General features: G+C 62.5%; 15 protein-coding genes. 10 read left to right on the top strand and 5 right to left on the bottom strand.

Annotated features, from left to right (window positions below):
* Window positions 1-643 precede the first annotated feature (643 nt).
* Both ACNFHO_RS21160 and ACNFHO_RS21155 read right to left on the bottom strand, forming a co-directional pair.
* A complete protein-coding gene (locus ACNFHO_RS21160; protein WP_065861696.1) occupies window positions 644-2137 on the bottom strand; it encodes a CoA-acylating methylmalonate-semialdehyde dehydrogenase in 1494 nt (497 codons plus the stop codon).
* Between the two features lie 66 nt (window positions 2138-2203).
* On the bottom strand, window positions 2204-3550 hold the full coding sequence (locus ACNFHO_RS21155) for an aspartate aminotransferase family protein (protein WP_414154324.1): 1347 nt from the start codon (window positions 3548-3550) through the stop codon (window positions 2204-2206).
* Between the two features lie 118 nt (window positions 3551-3668).
* Between ACNFHO_RS21155 and ACNFHO_RS21150 the strand changes: the two genes are divergently transcribed.
* The 6 genes from ACNFHO_RS21150 (at window position 3669) to ACNFHO_RS21125 (ending at window position 9485) form a co-directional block, all read left to right on the top strand.
* On the top strand, window positions 3669-4586 hold the full coding sequence (locus ACNFHO_RS21150; protein ID WP_063546234.1) for a LysR family transcriptional regulator: 918 nt from the start codon (window positions 3669-3671) through the stop codon (window positions 4584-4586).
* Window positions 4587-4658: 72 nt separating this feature from the next.
* The gene (locus tag ACNFHO_RS21145) at window positions 4659-5321 is read left to right on the top strand and encodes a TetR/AcrR family transcriptional regulator (protein WP_054895183.1); all 663 of its coding nucleotides are present in this window, start codon (window positions 4659-4661) and stop codon (window positions 5319-5321) included.
* A gap of 9 nt (window positions 5322-5330) precedes the next feature.
* Complete coding sequence (locus tag ACNFHO_RS21140; RefSeq protein WP_416767247.1) at window positions 5331-5915, top strand: IMPACT family protein; 585 nt, start codon at window positions 5331-5333, stop codon at window positions 5913-5915.
* A 365-nt stretch (window positions 5916-6280) separates the two neighbouring features.
* Window positions 6281-6967 (top strand): SDR family oxidoreductase, encoded by a 687-nt coding sequence (locus ACNFHO_RS21135; protein ID WP_416767246.1) that lies wholly within the window; start codon window positions 6281-6283, stop codon window positions 6965-6967.
* Between the two features lie 120 nt (window positions 6968-7087).
* Entirely contained in the window at window positions 7088-8443 is a 1356-nt protein-coding gene (locus ACNFHO_RS21130; protein ID WP_416767245.1) for an 8-oxoguanine deaminase, read from the top strand.
* 94 nt (window positions 8444-8537) lie between these two features.
* Complete coding sequence (locus tag ACNFHO_RS21125; protein ID WP_416767244.1) at window positions 8538-9485, top strand: adenosine deaminase; 948 nt, start codon at window positions 8538-8540, stop codon at window positions 9483-9485.
* 33 nt (window positions 9486-9518) lie between these two features.
* Here ACNFHO_RS21125 and ACNFHO_RS21120 read toward each other — a convergent pair whose 3' ends face one another.
* The gene (locus ACNFHO_RS21120; RefSeq protein ID WP_063546244.1) at window positions 9519-10232 is read right to left on the bottom strand and encodes an ArsR/SmtB family transcription factor; all 714 of its coding nucleotides are present in this window, start codon (window positions 10230-10232) and stop codon (window positions 9519-9521) included.
* 510 nt (window positions 10233-10742) lie between these two features.
* Here ACNFHO_RS21120 and ACNFHO_RS21115 point away from each other — a divergent pair.
* Complete coding sequence (locus ACNFHO_RS21115) at window positions 10743-10940, top strand: hypothetical protein (RefSeq protein ID WP_081255318.1); 198 nt, start codon at window positions 10743-10745, stop codon at window positions 10938-10940.
* On the opposite strand, the gene ACNFHO_RS21110 is transcribed toward ACNFHO_RS21115, so the two are convergent.
* Both ACNFHO_RS21110 and ACNFHO_RS21105 read right to left on the bottom strand, forming a co-directional pair.
* Window positions 10891-12072 (bottom strand): multidrug effflux MFS transporter, encoded by a 1182-nt coding sequence (locus ACNFHO_RS21110; RefSeq protein WP_054895188.1) that lies wholly within the window; start codon window positions 12070-12072, stop codon window positions 10891-10893. The genes ACNFHO_RS21115 and ACNFHO_RS21110 overlap by 50 nt on opposite strands.
* Window positions 12073-12200: 128 nt before the next feature.
* A complete protein-coding gene (locus ACNFHO_RS21105) occupies window positions 12201-12398 on the bottom strand; it encodes a heavy-metal-associated domain-containing protein (protein ID WP_416767242.1) in 198 nt (65 codons plus the stop codon).
* A 147-nt stretch (window positions 12399-12545) separates the two neighbouring features.
* On the opposite strand from ACNFHO_RS21105, the gene ACNFHO_RS21100 reads away from it, so the two are divergent.
* From ACNFHO_RS21100 to cueR, 3 genes are read left to right on the top strand one after another with little or no spacing between them, the layout of a single operon-like run.
* Window positions 12546-12932, top strand: coding sequence for a hypothetical protein (locus ACNFHO_RS21100; RefSeq protein ID WP_054895190.1), 387 nt, complete (start codon window positions 12546-12548; stop codon window positions 12930-12932).
* A 53-nt stretch (window positions 12933-12985) separates the two neighbouring features.
* Entirely contained in the window at window positions 12986-15388 is a 2403-nt protein-coding gene (locus ACNFHO_RS21095; RefSeq protein WP_416767241.1) for a heavy metal translocating P-type ATPase, read from the top strand.
* Window positions 15385-15789, top strand: a complete 405-nt coding sequence (gene cueR, locus ACNFHO_RS21090; RefSeq protein ID WP_054895192.1) for a Cu(I)-responsive transcriptional regulator — start codon at window positions 15385-15387, stop codon at window positions 15787-15789. Before ACNFHO_RS21095 ends, cueR begins: the two co-directional genes overlap by 4 nt.
* The last annotated feature ends 156 nt before the right edge of the window (window positions 15790-15945 follow it).

The raw sequence follows: 15945 nt of genomic DNA, 5'->3' as shown, positions 1-15945 counted from the left end.
CTCTCGTAGCGGGAGGCGAATCATACAGCACTCGAAGATGCTGTCAACTGCCTTTTTCACCGCTGCCGATCAGGTGATCGAAGCACTTCACACCTCACCGAACTCGCTTAAATCGTTGATTAGCAAGAAGTTTTGCGTTCCGTTTGCTGCGGAAGTGGGGCGCATTATAAGGGGATATGAGAGGGCGTCAACCTTTTATTTCAGTTATTTGAAAGATCCTCGGCGCAGACCTTATATAGGCCACCAAGTGCCTGCCTCAAACTTTGCTGCGCCTACAAGATCGAGCGCCGCCCGCGCGGCGCTTCGCGGGCAAGCCCGCTCCCACAGTATGTTTCGGGCCAGTGAGTCCTGTGGCATTTTCGCGCGCCCCCTTTGGCGCACGGCGCGGTACCGAGTCGTACACACCTGGCGGTCGCGCGCCTGTGGCACAGGCATAACTGGCCCGAAACAAATGTAGGGGTGGCGGTTCGGCGCTCCGACTTGCCCGCGAAGCGCCGCGCGGGCGGCGCTCGATTTTAAGGGCGCCAGAACCCCCAAGGCAGGCACCTTGCAGTCACCCATTAATCCAAACCAGGCCTCACCCACCCCACAAACCAAAACGGGGAGGCCTGTCGGCCTCCCCGCTTCTCACATCACCACAACCTTACAAGCTCGGGAACGCAAACTGCGACGCTTCATGGCTCTTGCGCTGCGGCCAACGCTGGGTAATCGCCTTACGACGGGTATAGAAGCGCACCCCATCCGGCCCATAGGCGTGCAGGTCACCAAACAGCGAACGCTTCCAGCCGCCAAAGCTGTGATAGCTCACCGGCACTGGCAGCGGCACGTTCACCCCTACCATGCCCACTTCAATCTCATCACAGAACAAACGCGCCGCTTCACCGTCACGGGTGAAGATGCAAGTGCCGTTGCCGTATTCGTGATCGTTGATGAGCTGCATCGCCTCTTCCAGGCTCTGCACTCGTACCACACACAGCACCGGCCCGAAGATCTCCTCTTTATAGATGCGCATCTCCGGAGTGACGTTGTCGAACAGCGTCCCCCCAACGAAGTAACCGTCTTCATTGCCCGCAACGCGGAAACCACGGCCATCCACCACCAGCTTGGCACCCGCAGCCACGCCATCGTCGATATAGCCTACGACCTTGTCACGTGCAGCGGCAGTGACCAACGGCCCCATGTCCAGCCCGCAAGAAGTGCCGGCACCAATCTTCAGCGCCTTGATCTGTGGCTCCAGCTTGGCGATCAGCGCATCGGCAACCTGGTCGCCCACGCACACCGCCACCGAGATCGCCATGCAGCGCTCGCCGCACGAACCATAGGCCGCACCCATCAGGGCGCTCACCGCATTGTCCAGCTCGGCATCGGGCATCAGCACCGCATGGTTCTTCGCACCACCCAACGCCTGCACACGCTTGCCGCGCTTGGTGCCTTCGGCATAGATGTATTCTGCGATCGGTGTCGAACCCACGAAGCTCAGAGCCTTGACTTCCGGTGCTTCGATCAGCGCATCCACCGCTTCCTTGTCGCCGTGCACCACATTGAGGATGCCCTTGGGCAGGCCGGCCTCCAGCAGAAGTTGGGCAATGAACAGGGTCGAGCTCGGGTCACGCTCCGACGGTTTGAGGATGAACGCATTGCCACAGACGATCGCCAGTGGGTACATCCACAGCGGCACCATCGCCGGGAAGTTGAACGGGGTAATGCCAGCCACCACGCCCAGCGGCTGGAAGTCGGACCAGGCATCGATGTTCGGGCCGACGTTGCGGCTGTACTCGCCCTTGAGAATTTCGGGCGCAGCACAGGCGAACTCGACGTTCTCGATACCGCGCTTCAGTTCGCCAGCGGCATCCTCGATCGTCTTGCCGTGCTCTTCGCTGATCATCTGCGAAATGCGCGCCTCGTTCTGCTCCAGCAGTTGCTTGAAGCGGAACATCACCTGGGCGCGCTTGGCCGGGGGCGTGTTGCGCCAGGCCGGGAATGCGGCCTTGGCCGAGTCGATGGCTTCCTGGATGGTGGCGCGGCTGGCGAGTTCGACCTTGCGCGTAGCTTGGCCGGTCGACGGGTTGAAGACATCGGCGGTGCGACCGCCCTTGGAAACCAGCTCACCATTGATCAGGTGCTGAACGATGCTCATGCAGAACTCCAGATAAAGAAGGTAGAAACAGGCGCGCTCAGGCGCCTGTCGTCAGCGTCGGAAAGATCAGTCGATCTGGTTCAGGGCTTCGCCTACCGCGTCGAACAGGCGATCCAGTTCCTGCGGCTTGGTGTTGAAGGTTGGGCCGAACTGCAGGGTGTCACCCCCGAAGCGGACATAGAAGCCGGCCTTCCACAGTTTCATGGCCGCCTCGTATGGACGCACGATCGCATCGCCATCGCGCGCTGCGATCTGGATCGCGCCAGCCAGGCCGTAGTTACGGATGTCGATGACATTCTTGGTGCCCTTGACGCCGTGCAGCAGGTTCTCGAAGTGCGGCGCCAGTTCGGCGGCGGATTGCACCAGGTTTTCCTTCTGCAGCAGGTCCAGCGCAGCGATACCGGCAGCGCAGGCCACAGGGTGAGCCGAATAGGTGTAGCCATGGGGGAATTCCACGGCGTACTCCGGCGTCGGTTGGTTCATGAAGGTCTGGTAGATTTCGCTGCTGGCGATCACCGCCCCCATCGGGATGGCGCCGTTGGTCACCTGCTTGGCGATGCACATCAGATCCGGAGTGACGCCGAAGGCTTCGGAGCCGGTCATCGCACCCATACGACCGAAGCCAGTGATCACTTCATCGAAGATCAGCAGGATGTTGTGCTGGGTGCAGATTTCACGCAGACGTTTCAGATAACCCTTCGGCGGAGGCAGCACGCCAGCGGAACCGGCCAGCGGCTCGACGATCACAGCGGCGATGTTCGAAGCGTCATGCAATTCGATCAGCTTGAGCATCTCCTCGGCCAGGGCGATACCGCCCTCCTCCGGCATGCCGCGGGAGAAAGCGTTCACCGGAAGCACGGTGTGAGGCAGATGGTCGACATCCAGCAGTTGGCCGAACATCTTGCGGTTGCCATTGACCCCACCCAGGCTGGTGCCAGCGATGTTCACGCCGTGGTAACCACGGGCACGACCAATGATCTTGGTCTTGGTTGCCTGGCCTTTCAGGCGCCAGTAGGCACGCACCATCTTCAGCGCGGTGTCGGCGCACTCGGAGCCGGAGTTGGTATAGAAGACATGGTTGAGGTCGCCCGGCGTCAGCTCGGCGATCTTCTCGGCCAGCTGGAACGACAGCGGATGGCCGAACTGGAAGGCCGGCGAATAATCCAGTGTGCTCAGCTGGCGCGTCACCGCGTCGGTGATTTCCTTGCGGGTATGCCCGGCGCCGCAGGTCCACAGGCCCGACAGTGCGTCGAAGATCTTGCGCCCCTTGTCGTCAACCAGGTGATTGCCTTCGGCGGCCACGATCAGGCGTGGATCACGCTGGAAGTTGCGGTTGGCGGTGTAGGGCATCCAGTGAGCATCCAGCTTGAGCTGGCTGGCCAGGCCGGACGGGGCGGTTTCGGGCATGTTCATCGGCGGTTCCTCGGAAGACGACTAGGCAACGATGGCTGTTGTTGCAGCTAAATTGTCACGGGGATAAAGTCTGAAAAAGCCAACATTTCTAATCTTCAGTTAGCAGCGGACTAAACTTATGAGTCGTCGCCCCGATCCTCTCGCGCAAGTCAGCGATTTCGATATTCGTCTGCTGAAGATTTACCGCAGTGTCGTCGAGTGCGGCGGCTTTTCGGCGGCGGAAAACGTACTGGGTATCGGACGCTCGGCCATCAGCCAGCAGATGAACGATCTGGAACAGCGCCTGGGCTTGCGCTTGTGCCAGCGTGGCCGGGCAGGCTTTTCGCTCACCGAAGAAGGCCGCGAGGTCTACCAATCGGCGCTGCAACTGCTCAGCGCCCTTGAGAGCTTTCGCACCGAGGTCAACGGACTGCACCAGCACCTGCGTGGCGAACTCAATATCGGCCTGACCGACAACCTGGTTACCTTGCCTCACATGCGCATCACCCACGCGCTCGCTGAGCTCAAGGATCGTGGGCCGGATGTGCGCATCCAGATTCGCATGATCGCCCCGAGCCAGGTCGAACAAGGGGTGCTGGACGGCAGCCTGCATGTCGGCGTGGTGCCGCAGACCAGCCCGCTCTCGGGCCTGGAATACCAGCCCCTGTACAGCGAACGTTCATTGCTCTACTGCGCAGTCGGCCACCCCCTGTTCTATGCCGAGGATCAGAAAATCGACGATCAGCGCCTCAACAGCCAGGAAGCCATCGCTCCGACCTTCCGCTTGCCAGCGGACATCCAGGCGCACTACCAGGCACTGAACTGCACCGCCAGCGCCTCGGACCGCGAGGGCATGGCATTTCTCATCCTCACCGGCCGCTACATCGGCTACCTGCCCGATCACTACGCCATGTTCTGGGTCCAGCAGGGCCGCCTGCGAGCACTGAAACCGACGCAACGCTTCTATGACCTGAGCCTGAGCTGGGTGACGCGCAAGGGACGGCGTCCGAATCTGGTGCTGGAAAGTTTTCTCGAAAGCCTTGCGGCAACGCGCTAATGCTTGTCACTTCGGCACAGGCAGGTAATCTGTCCGACATCCGTTGCCCACAGACCCCGTACGGAAACGTCCATGACCTTTGAAGTCCCTGCGCATCGCCTCTCCGCCTCGGGCAAGCCCGCCGGCCGCATTCGCCAAAAGAACGAACAGGCCATCATCCAGGCCGCCGAGGACGAATTCGCCCGTCATGGCTTCAAGGGCACCAGCATGAACACCATCGCGCTGAAGGCCAACCTGCCCAAAGCCAACCTGCACTACTACTTCACCAACAAGCTCGGCCTTTATATTGCCGTGCTCAGTAACATCATCGAATTGTGGGACAGCACCTTCAACGCCTTGAGCGTCGAGGACGACCCAGCCGTGGCGTTGAGCCAGTACATTCGCACCAAGATGGAGTTCTCCCGGCGCAACCCGCAGGCATCTCGGATCTTCGCCATGGAAGTGATCAGCGGCGGCCAGTGCCTGAGCGAATACTTCAGCGCCGACTACCGCGAGTGGTTCCGCGGGCGCGCCGCAGTGTTCCAGGCCTGGATCGAGGCCGGCAAGATGGACCGGGTAGACCCTGTGCACCTGATCTTCCTGCTCTGGGGCAGTACCCAGCACTACGCCGACTTCGCCACCCAGATCTGCCAGGTCACCGGCCGCAGCCGCCTGACCAAGCAGGACATGGAAGACGCCAGCAACAACCTTATCCACATCATTCTCAAAGGCTGCGGCATCACCCCGCCCGCGTGACCCGGACCTATGCCCTCTACCCTGCTTGAGCTCTGCGAGTTCCGCGAAGACATCCGCAAGAGCCGCTTCATCACCCTCGCCGGCCCTGTCAGCAGTGCCGCCGAGGCGATGAGCTTCATCGAACGTCACAGCGACCTGGCCGCCACCCACAATTGCTGGGCCTGGAAAATCGGCGCGCAATACCGCAGCAGCGATGATGGCGAGCCGGGCGGCACCGCCGGACGTCCAATTCTTGCGGCGATCGAAGCCCAGGACTGCGATCAGGTGGTGGTGCTGGTCATCCGCTGGTATGGCGGTATCCAGCTCGGCACCGGAGGCCTGGCCCGTGCCTATGGCGGGGGTGCCAACAAGTGCTTGCAACAGGCGCCGAAACGGCTGCTGGTACAGCGCAGCGAATTCACCTGCAGTTGCACGTTCAGCGAACTGGCCTTGCTCAAGCTGCGCCTGGCCGAGGCCCACGGGCTGGTGCTGGACGAACAGTTCACGGCAAACGGCGTCGATCTACTCCTGGCGCTGGGCAAAGAGCACGTACAGACCTTCCAGCAGCAATTGTCCGACCTCAGCCGTGGCCGGATTCGTCTCGAACCTCGCTGAAAGGTGCTCACAACTACTGTGGGCCTGCCTGTGGATAAGCTTGGGGCATTCTTTGGCAAGCCTTGCCACGTATGGCTTTCAGCCGATTGAGCATATTTTGATCACTGTTTGATGACACCCGCAAACGACTGAAACCCGGAGAGTTATCCCCATCGCCCGGTTTTCACGAGCTTTCCCGCTGCCCACGCGCTTGCACACAATAACTGTGGAACAGCCTGTGGATAACCCGTGCGCCAACAGGCAGGGCGCCCACCAGCACACGGCGCGGAGCGTCTGATCATTTTTTGTACAAACGCAACGCAGGCGAGTCGCCCCCGCCTGGAGTATCCTCGATATCCTTCTTCAAGCGACCTCGGAGCATCCACATGTCCACAAGCAAAAACGCCCTCATCATCGGCGCCTCCCGCGGATTGGGACTGGGCTTGGTACAACGTCTGCGTGAAGACGGCTGGAACGTGACAGCCACCGTGCGCGATGCAAGCAAGCCGGGTGCCTTGAAAGATGTCGCAGGTGTGCGCATCGAATCCCTGGAAATGAACGATACCGCCTTGCTCGACGACCTCAAGCAGCGTGTGCAAGACGAGATTTTCGACCTGGTCTTCGTCAATGCCGGAGTCATGGGACCGTTGCCACAAGACCTGGAAACCGTGCAAGACACGCAGATCGGCGACCTGTTCATGACCAATGCCGTTGCGCCCATCCGTGTGGCGCGTCGCCTGGTCGGGCAGATCCGCGAAAACACCGGGGTGCTGGCGTTCATGAGCTCGGGCCTGGGTAGCGTGACCAGCCCTGATGGCAACGAGATCTGCCTGTACAAGGCCAGCAAGGCCGCGCTCAACTCGATGATCAACAGCTTCGTGGTTGAGTTGCAGCGTTCCGACCTGAGCGTGCTGGCCATGCACCCAGGCTGGGTGAAGACCGACATGGGCGGCGAAAACGCGGAAATCGACGTGTTCACCAGCACACGCGGCATGCTCGACCGGATCAACGAGCAAAGCGGCCAGGGCGGCCTGCGCTTTATCAACTACAAGGGTGACGCCCTGACCTGGTGAATTGAAAGCCACGTGGCGAGGCAGTAGACTCGATGCCTCGCCTCGCGGCGGACCTGGATCAGCAGACAGGGCAACACTGAGCTGGCTAACCCTGAACCCACTTTCAGAGGAGCCGGCACCATGCCTGCGACCCGTATCTGGTTGAAATCCCCCCTTGCCATCTTCACTGCCAACGGCACCGATGCCCGCGGTGGCCTGGTCATTGAAAACGGCCGCATCACCCAACTGCTCGCCCTCGGCGAACAGCCCGACACCGCCTGTGACCAAGTGTTCGATGCCCGTGAGCACGTTGTGCTGCCAGGTCTGATCAACACTCACCACCACTTCTACCAGACACTCACCCGCGCCTGGGCTCCTGTGGTCAACCAACCACTGTTTCCCTGGCTCAAGACCCTCTACCCGGTGTGGGCACGGCTAACCCCGGCCAAACTGGCGCTCGCCAGCGAGGTTGCACTGGCCGAACTGCTGCTGTCGGGTTGCACCACCGCCGCCGATCACCATTACCTGTTCCCGGAAGGTCTGGACCACGCCATCGACGTACAGGTAGAGGTCGTACACAAGCTCGGCATGCGCGCCATGCTGACCCGCGGCTCGATGAGCCTGGGTGAAGCGGACGGTGGCTTGCCCCCGCAGCAGACAGTGCAACAAGGCGAAGTGATCCTGGCCGACAGTCAGCGACTTATCCACAGTTATCATGAGCGTGGCGAAGGTGCGCGCATCCAGATAGCCTTGGCGCCCTGCTCACCCTTCTCGGTCACGCCTGAGATCATGCGCGCCAGCGCCAGCCTGGCCGAAGAGCTGGACGTGCGCCTGCACACCCACCTGGCCGAAACACTCGATGAGGAAGACTTCTGCCTGCAGCGCTTCGGCCTACGCACCGTGGACTATCTGGACAGTGTCGGCTGGCTCGGCCCACGCACCTGGCTGGCCCATGGTATCCATTTCAACCCGGACGAAATCACGCGCCTGGGCGCTGCCGGCACCGGTATCTGCCATTGCCCGAGCTCGAACATGCGCCTGGCCTCGGGAATCTGCCCGACCATCGAGCTCGAAGCGGCCGGGGCCGCAGTCGGCCTGGGTGTAGACGGCTCGGCGTCCAACGATGCCTCGAACATGATCCTCGAAGCGCGCCAGGCCCTCTACCTGCAACGCCTGCGCTACGGCGCCGAGCAAATCACGCCCGAGCGCGCGCTGGGCTGGGCAACCCGTGGCTCGGCGCAACTGCTGGGCCGCAGCGACATTGGGGAGCTGGCGGTGGGCAAGCAGGCGGACCTGGCGTTATTCAAGCTCGACGAACTGCGTTTCTCCGGAAGCCACGATCCGCTGTCGGCGCTGCTGCTGTGCGCGGCGGACCGGGCTGACCGAGTCATGGTCGGCGGACACTGGCGCGTGATCGATGGCCAGATCGAGGGACTCGATGTCCAGGGCCTGATCGCCGACCATCGTCAGGCGGCAGCCGCACTGGTCGCCGGTTGAAGCACAGCGGGGCTGTCGGTCAGCCCCGCCCTACCGAATAGCGCATAGCCCTGTAGAATGTCGGCCAACCGTACCTGATTCGAGATCACACCCTATGTATGACTGGCTCAATGCCTTGCCCAAGGCCGAACTGCATATGCACCTGGAAGGTTCGCTGGAGCCGGAACTGCTGTTCGCCCTGGCCGAACGCAACAAGGTCGCCCTGCCCTGGGCCGACGTGGAGACGCTGCGCAGCGCCTACGCGTTCAACAACCTGCAGGAGTTTCTCGACCTCTACTACCAGGGCGCTGATGTATTGCGCACCGAGCAGGACTTCTACGACCTGACCTGGGCCTACCTGCAACGCTGCAAGGCGCAGAACGTCATTCACACCGAACCCTTCTTCGACCCACAGACCCATACCGACAGGGGTATCCCCTTCGAGGTGGTGCTCGGCGGCATCAACCAGGCGCTCAAGGATGGTCGCGAGCAGTTGGGTATCAGCAGCGGCCTGATCCTGAGCTTCCTGCGCCACCTCAGCGAGGCGGAGGCCGAGAAGACCCTCGACCAGGCCCTGCCATTCCGCGATGCCTTCATTGCCGTGGGCCTGGACAGCTCGGAGAAAGGCCATCCACCAAGCAAGTTCCAGCGCGTCTTCGACCGAGCCCGCAACGAAGGCCTGGTCGCCGTTGCCCACGCCGGCGAGGAAGGGCCGCCCGAGTACATCTGGGAAGCCCTCGACCTGCTGAAAATCAAGCGCATTGACCACGGCGTGCGAGCTATCGAAGATGAGCGGCTGATGCAACGCATCATCGACGAGCAGATTCCGCTGACCGTCTGCCCGCTGTCGAACACCAAGCTCTGCGTGTTCGATCATATGAGCCAGCACAACATCCTCGACATGCTCGAGCGTGGGGTCAAAGTCACGGTGAACTCCGATGATCCGGCCTACTTCGGCGGATATGTCACGGAAAACTTCCACGCCTTGTACCAGCATCTGGGCATGTCCCAAGAGCAGGCAATGCACCTGGCACAGAACAGCCTGGATGCACGTCTGGTTTGAGTGGACGAGCACAGCCGGCATTACAGGGGCACTTCAGCCCACCTGCAATGCCGGCACCCGCGCGATACGGTTGATCTCTTGAATACCCAGGGAAGAAATCTGCATCACGCGGGACCCCTCCTGCTCGCGTATCCAGCCAGACTGCATGAACAACCTGAGCATCGCTTGCCCAACACCACCGCCCAGGTGGGGGCCGTTGTCACTCCACTCGCTGCTGTGGCAGACCACACAGGCACCGCGCTGGCGCGGCGCCAGCGCATCGATGTAGACGCCAATCGCGGCCAGTTGCACACGCCCTTCCAGGCTCACGGTAGGGTGCAGGTCATTGCCCTCCAACCAACCAGCGGACACCATGCGCCGATACAGGTCTACCGCAATTTCGCCACCCAGGTGATCGCCACAACGTCGCGCCCTGCGCAACGACAGTGGCACCTGCAACGGCCTGACCGATCCCTGGCATTCGCCACGACCACCAAGCTGCACGCTGGCCAGTGCCTCGACCGCGGCGATCACCTCGGGGGTGGCCAGTCGAAAATAGCGCTTGCGCCCACGTGCCTCGAGGCGCAGCAGGCCGGCAGCCGACAACAAGGACAAGTGCGCGCAGGCCGATGACGGCGTAACGCCAATCATGAGTGCCAACTCGTCAGCGTGCCGAGAAGATCCATCGATCAGGGCCCAGAGCATGGCACTGCGCTTGGGCTCGGCCATCAGACCGGCGATCTGACTGATACTGCTGACTGCTTTCATACTCTATCAACTCCATTGCAAGGTCCGTTTTTTATCCAATGGCCATCATGGCAGTGGGACTGGCCAGAGGTTGCAGCAGATAGTGTGGGTTGCAGCCTGTCAGGCAGTGTGGGAAACACCGCCTGGTGGGGAAACCGCTCCTGGGGGCAAGTATAAGCCGCCGAAAGCCCTGTACTAGCTGGGTTTGGCCAACGTTTCGCGACACAAGACCGAGGGTAGTAGCACCCTTCACGAGATCGAAAAAAGCCGGTAAATGACGAGCGCTATCAGCATCCCCTCTAACATCCCGGACCTGGCCAGATTCCTTGCCAGATAAAGGCCACAGCAGAGGAACAATGCCGACAGTCGAGTTCCACAAGTAGGGCAAGAAAAAGCGAAGGTTCGCATCTTGGTTGAATCAGCCTTTCGTCCCTCGGGTGACCGTCAGTCAGGACGTCACCCCGGCATGTGGCGGGCAATAGGGACGGCGCTACACTGATTTCGCTCTCACCCCGACTGGAGGATGCCGCGATGAAGATTGTCGTCAGTACATCGAACCGCCACCCCAACTGCCCCTGGCAGGTACAGCTCGATCAACATGTGGTGAGTTTTCGCAGCGAGGCGGAGGCCCGGGCATTCGTCGCCGTTCTGGAGACACGCCTGAAGGCCCCTCACCCCCTCATGCAGCCTGCCTGGACTGGAGGCGTCGAGTCAGCATCGCGACATTGACCACCAGCACACCGCACAAGCTGATCACCAAGGCCATCGGCACTGCGCTGCCATCGTGCAGAACCCCCACCAGCGCTGCCGCGCCTGCGGCGACGCTGAACTGCAGGCTGCCCATCAATGCCGATGCGCTGCCGGCCCTGGCCCCCTGCCCGTTCATGGCACAGGCCGAGGCGTTGGGAATGATGCAGCCCAGGCTGGCGATGCAAACGAACAGCGGCACCAGCAATGGCCACAACTGCGTCGGACGCAGCAGCGCCACCCCCAGCAGTACCAACCCGGCAGCCAGGTAGAGCCATACCGCTCGGGCCAGCAGGAAGGCAGGGCCGCGCTTGGCCAGCAGTCGGGCGTTGACCTGGGCGCAGAGGATGAAACCGGCAGCATTGGTGCCAAACAGCCAGCCGTAATGCTCGGCCGGTACACCATAGAGCTTGATGAACACGAACGGGGAACCGGCGATATAGGCGAACATGCCGGCGATGGCGATGCCGCCCGTCAGCGCATGCCCCAGGAACACCCGATCGCCCAGCAGCCGCAGGTACTGACGCAAGGCACCCGACAGCGGCTGGCGGGGCACATGGGCTGGCAGGCTTTCCGGCAGCCCCAGGCTCACGGCCAGCAGGCAGGCGGCGCTGAACAGGCTGAGCACCAGGAAGATCGACTGCCAGCCAGACACATTGATCAGCACGCCACCGAGCATTGGCGCGAGAATCGGCGCGAGCCCCATCACCAGCATCAATTGCGAGAACGCTTTGGCTGCCCCCACCGCGTCACATTTGTCGACGACGATGGCACGCGACAACACCATGCCCGCACACCCACCCAATGCCTGGATGAACCGCGCCACCACAAGAGTGTCGAGGTCCGGGGCGTAGGCGCAGGCGAGCGACGCCAGGGTGAAAAGGCTGATACCGAACAACAGTGGCTTGCGTCGGCCGAAACGGTCGGCGATCGGACCATAGGCCAGTTGGCCAAGCGACAAACCAAGGAAATAGGCAGCCAGGGTCGTCTGGACGTGCTGTTCATCGGTGCCGAAGGCCTGGGCCATGGCAGGGAACGCGGGGAGATAGAAATCGATCGCCAATGGCGCGAAGGCCGAGAGAGCGCCGAGGATCAACAGGATGCGCAGGTTCATCGGAAATCCATAGCAGGCTAAGCAACGGGCTAGTCTAACTGCACTGGGGTCGGCCTGGTATGAAAAGCTTTGTAACAGTTACGCCCAAAAACGGTGATACCCGCAGCAGGTACCACCGTTCATCGTCGTCAGGCCGGATCGACCTGATAACCCTCTTCACGGATCGCCTCCAGGATCTGCTGCGCCCCGAGCTGGCTCTGCACCCGCACCTGTTTGGCGCCCAGGTCGACCTCCACCTGCGCCGTCGCATCCTGCTCCTGAACCGCACGGGTCACTGCCTTGACGCAATGACCGCAGCTCATGCCCTGCACATTGAAGACTTGCATTGGAACTACCTCCATCTGGGTTTTGCGGAGAGTTTCAAGCTTGCCATCATGGCAAGGTCAAGTTCTGCACAAAACGGCCGGGCTGGAAATCCGCGAGCGGCTCGGCCAAGCTGCGCTTTTGACGACTCGCCAACCAGGAGAAGTTTCATGATCAGGGCAGCATTGGGCCTCGTCGGGCTGCTGAGTGCCGTGGCCGTCGTGCCACCGGTCAGCGCCGAGGGCAATTCGGACTACAGCGTGCTGATCATTTCCCGGGAACGCCTGGAAGTGGCCACCAGCTGCGAAATCGGTGTGTATCTCAACGACCAGCTTTCCGGCCGTGTGTTCCAGGAACAATCGACCTCGTTCAACCTGCCGCCTGGACCGGTGGACGTGCGCCTGCGCCTGCTGCCCGGGCAGGTGCCCGGTTGTGCACCCGGCGTCGAAGACCAGCGCAGCACCCGCCTCAACCTGCAAGCGGGCCAGATCAACAAATACCGGATCGCCGTGGGCCAGAATGGACTGGAATTGAAGCGAGCCGGCCTGGGGTATTGACCTTACCAACATGGCAAGCTTGATGCTGCAGGCTCGATCACGGAGGAAAGCCCATGTCCGCATCAACTACCTTCGACCTGCCGATCAGCGGCATGACCTGCGCCAGTTGCGTCGGCCGCGTCGAGCGCGCGCTGCGTAAGGTCAACGGCGCCGAACAGGTCAGCGTCAACCTTGCCACCGAACAGGCCAGGGTCCAGGCTCCGGCCGAAAGCCTGCCGGACCTGCTCGAGGCCGTGCGCAAGGCCGGCTACAGCGTGCCGAGCCGCACCCTTGAACTTCAGGTGGGCGGCATGACCTGCGCCAGCTGTGTCGGCCGCGTAGAGCGCGCCCTGGGCAAGGTGTCCGGCGTCGAGCAGGTCAGCGTGAACCTGGCGAGCGAACGCGCCCACCTCAGGGTGCTCGAGGGCGTCAGCGACGACGCCTTGATCGGCGCCGTGGAAAAGGCCGGCTACAGCGCCAGCCTGCCACGTACCGCCCAGGACGATCGCCATGACGCGCAGCGACGCCTGCGCAACGAACGCCTCGCGGTGATCGCCGCCCTGCTGCTGGCCTTGCCCCTGGTACTGCCAATGCTGGTGCAGCCGTTCGGCTTGCATTGGATGCTGCCGGCCTGGGCTCAGTTCGTACTGGCGACACCGGTGCAGTTCATCCTCGGCGCACGCTTCTACAAGGCCGCCTGGAAAGCCGTGCGTGCCGGCGCAGGCAACATGGACCTGCTGGTGGCGCTCGGCACCAGCGCTGGCTATGGCCTGAGCCTGTATGAATGGTCGCAGGCCCATGTGGGCATGGAGCCTCACCTCTATTTCGAAGCCTCGGCCGTGGTAATCGCCCTGGTATTGCTGGGCAAATACCTGGAAAGCCGTGCCAAGCGCCAGACCGCCAGTGCCATTCGCGCCCTGGAAGCCCTGCGCCCCGAACGCGCATTGCGCGTGGTCGAAGGCCGCGAGGAAGACGTAGCGATCAGCCAGTTGCGCCTGGACGATCTGGTGCTGGTCAAGCCCGGCGAGCGCTTCCCGGTCGACGGCGAGGTGATCGAAGGCAGCAGTCACGCCGACGAAGCGCTGATCAGCGGCGAAAGCCTGCCAGTACCCAAACAGCCCGGCGACAAGGTCACCGGCGGTGCGATCAACGGTGAAGGACGCCTGCTGGTGCGCACCCTGGCCCTGGGCACCGAAACCGTACTTGCGCGGATCATTCGCCTGGTCGAAGACGCCCAGGCCGCCAAGGCACCGATCCAGAAGCTGGTCGACCGGGTCAGCCAAGTGTTCGTCCCGGCAGTGCTGGTGCTGGCTTTGATCACCCTGGTCGGCTGGTGGCTGGCCGGCGCACCGCTGGAAAGCGCACTGATCAACGCCGTGGCCGTGCTGGTGATCGCCTGCCCTTGCGCTCTGGGCCTGGCCACACCAGCGGCGATCATGGCCGGCACGGGTGTGGCAGCCAGCCATGGCATCCTGATCAAGGACGCCGAAGCATTGGAGCGAGCCCATGCGGTCAATCGGGTGGTCTTCGACAAGACCGGCACCCTGACCTCCGGCAGCCCCCGCATCGTCCACAGCGAAGCCGCCGTCGGCGATACACACGACCTGCTGCGCCTGGCCGGAGCCCTGCAACGCGGCAGCGAGCATCCGCTGGCCAAGGCCGTGCTGGATGGTGGCGCTGAGCAAGGGCTGGAGATGCCCCTGGTAAGCGATAGCCAGTCGCTCACCGGGCGCGGCATCGCCGGTACGGTCGAAGGCCGGGTATTGGCCCTGGGCAACCGACGCCTGCTCGACGAAAGCGGCCTCGAGCCCGGCGCCCTGCTCGATAAGGCCCAGGCCTGGGAAGCCGAAGGTCGCACGTTGTCGTGGTTGATCGAGCGCGCACCGCATGCCCGCGTGCTCGGGTTGTTCGCCTTTGGTGACAGCCTCAAGCCCGGCGCCGAGCAGGCGATCGCGGCACTGCGCTCACAGGGCATCAGCAGTCACCTGTTGACCGGCGACAACCGCGGCAGCGCCAAGGTGGTCGCCGAGGCGCTGGGCATCGACGATGTGCACGCCGAAGTCTTGCCAGCCGACAAAGCGGCCACCGTCAACGCACTCAAGCAGAACGCCGTGGTGGCCATGGTCGGCGACGGCATCAACGATGCCCCGGCCCTGGCCGCCGCCGATATCGGCATCGCCATGGGAGGCGGCACGGACGTAGCAATGCAGGCCGCCGGCATCACCCTGATGCGCGGCGACCCTCGCCTGGTACCTGCGGCCCTGGAAATCAGCAACAAGACCTACGCCAAGATCCGTCAGAATCTGTTCTGGGCGTTCATCTACAACCTGATCGGTATCCCGCTTGCCGCCTTTGGCTTCCTCAACCCGGTTCTGGCTGGCGCGGCCATGGCGCTCTCCAGCGTCAGCGTGGTGAGCAACGCCTTGTGGCACAAGACCTGGAAGCCCACCGGCATCGCTTCGAAGGAGACGCCATGAACATCGGCCAAGCCGCCCGGCGCAGCGGGCTCAGCGCCAAGATGATCCGCTACTACGAGTCCATCGGACTGCTCAAGCCGGCGCTGCGCAGCGACAGCGGCTATCGGCTGTACCAGCAGGAAGACCTGCACAGCCTGGCGTTCATCAAGCGCTCGCGCGACCTGGGGTTTTCCCTGGAAGAAGTGTCCCGGCTGCTGACACTCTGGCAGGACCGCCAGCGCGCCAGCGCCGACGTCAAGGCGCTGGCGACACAGCATATCGACGAACTGAACCGGCGGATCGAGGAGATGGTGAGCCTGCGCGATACCTTGAGCGAGCTGGTCGCCCACTGCCAGGGCGATGATCGCCCCGACTGCCCGATTCTCAGGGACCTGGCGAACGAAGGTGAATGCTGCCACTGAGCGCTGCCGGGGGCTGCCTGACGGCCCGCGGCAGTATTTTGGTATGCCATATTAGCCATCCCTGGCCGAACCGACCTCAATTTCAAGTTTCATCCAATAAATACGGGAGTTTCACTCAGAAATTCCTGCGCCCTGCCGATGCCCTGTATACCAGTT

It is taken from the genome of Pseudomonas sp. NY15374 (assembly GCF_048068255.1).
Taxonomy (GTDB): Bacteria; Pseudomonadota; Gammaproteobacteria; order Pseudomonadales; family Pseudomonadaceae; genus Aquipseudomonas; species Aquipseudomonas machongensis.
Note: the sequence above shows the minus strand (reverse complement) of the source record. Positions and strands in the feature narration are given on the sequence as shown.

Coding starts and splice junctions, on each gene's coding strand:
- ACNFHO_RS21135 (WP_416767246.1), top strand. CDS start 6,281: ATGTCCACAAGCAAAAACGCCCTCATCATCGGCGCCTCCCGCGGATTG.
- ACNFHO_RS21155 (WP_414154324.1), bottom strand. CDS start 3,550: ATGAACATGCCCGAAACCGCCCCGTCCGGCCTGGCCAGCCAGCTCAAG.
- ACNFHO_RS21105 (WP_416767242.1), bottom strand. CDS start 12,398: ATGCAAGTCTTCAATGTGCAGGGCATGAGCTGCGGTCATTGCGTCAAG.
- ACNFHO_RS21150 (WP_063546234.1), top strand. CDS start 3,669: ATGAGTCGTCGCCCCGATCCTCTCGCGCAAGTCAGCGATTTCGATATT.
- ACNFHO_RS21110 (WP_054895188.1), bottom strand. CDS start 12,072: ATGAACCTGCGCATCCTGTTGATCCTCGGCGCTCTCTCGGCCTTCGCG.
- ACNFHO_RS21140 (WP_416767247.1), top strand. CDS start 5,331: ATGCCCTCTACCCTGCTTGAGCTCTGCGAGTTCCGCGAAGACATCCGC.
- ACNFHO_RS21100 (WP_054895190.1), top strand. CDS start 12,546: ATGATCAGGGCAGCATTGGGCCTCGTCGGGCTGCTGAGTGCCGTGGCC.
- ACNFHO_RS21095 (WP_416767241.1), top strand. CDS start 12,986: ATGTCCGCATCAACTACCTTCGACCTGCCGATCAGCGGCATGACCTGC.
- ACNFHO_RS21115 (WP_081255318.1), top strand. CDS start 10,743: ATGAAGATTGTCGTCAGTACATCGAACCGCCACCCCAACTGCCCCTGG.
- ACNFHO_RS21130 (WP_416767245.1), top strand. CDS start 7,088: ATGCCTGCGACCCGTATCTGGTTGAAATCCCCCCTTGCCATCTTCACT.
- ACNFHO_RS21160 (WP_065861696.1), bottom strand. CDS start 2,137: ATGAGCATCGTTCAGCACCTGATCAATGGTGAGCTGGTTTCCAAGGGC.
- ACNFHO_RS21125 (WP_416767244.1), top strand. CDS start 8,538: ATGTATGACTGGCTCAATGCCTTGCCCAAGGCCGAACTGCATATGCAC.
- ACNFHO_RS21145 (WP_054895183.1), top strand. CDS start 4,659: ATGACCTTTGAAGTCCCTGCGCATCGCCTCTCCGCCTCGGGCAAGCCC.
- cueR (WP_054895192.1), top strand. CDS start 15,385: ATGAACATCGGCCAAGCCGCCCGGCGCAGCGGGCTCAGCGCCAAGATG.
- ACNFHO_RS21120 (WP_063546244.1), bottom strand. CDS start 10,232: ATGAAAGCAGTCAGCAGTATCAGTCAGATCGCCGGTCTGATGGCCGAG.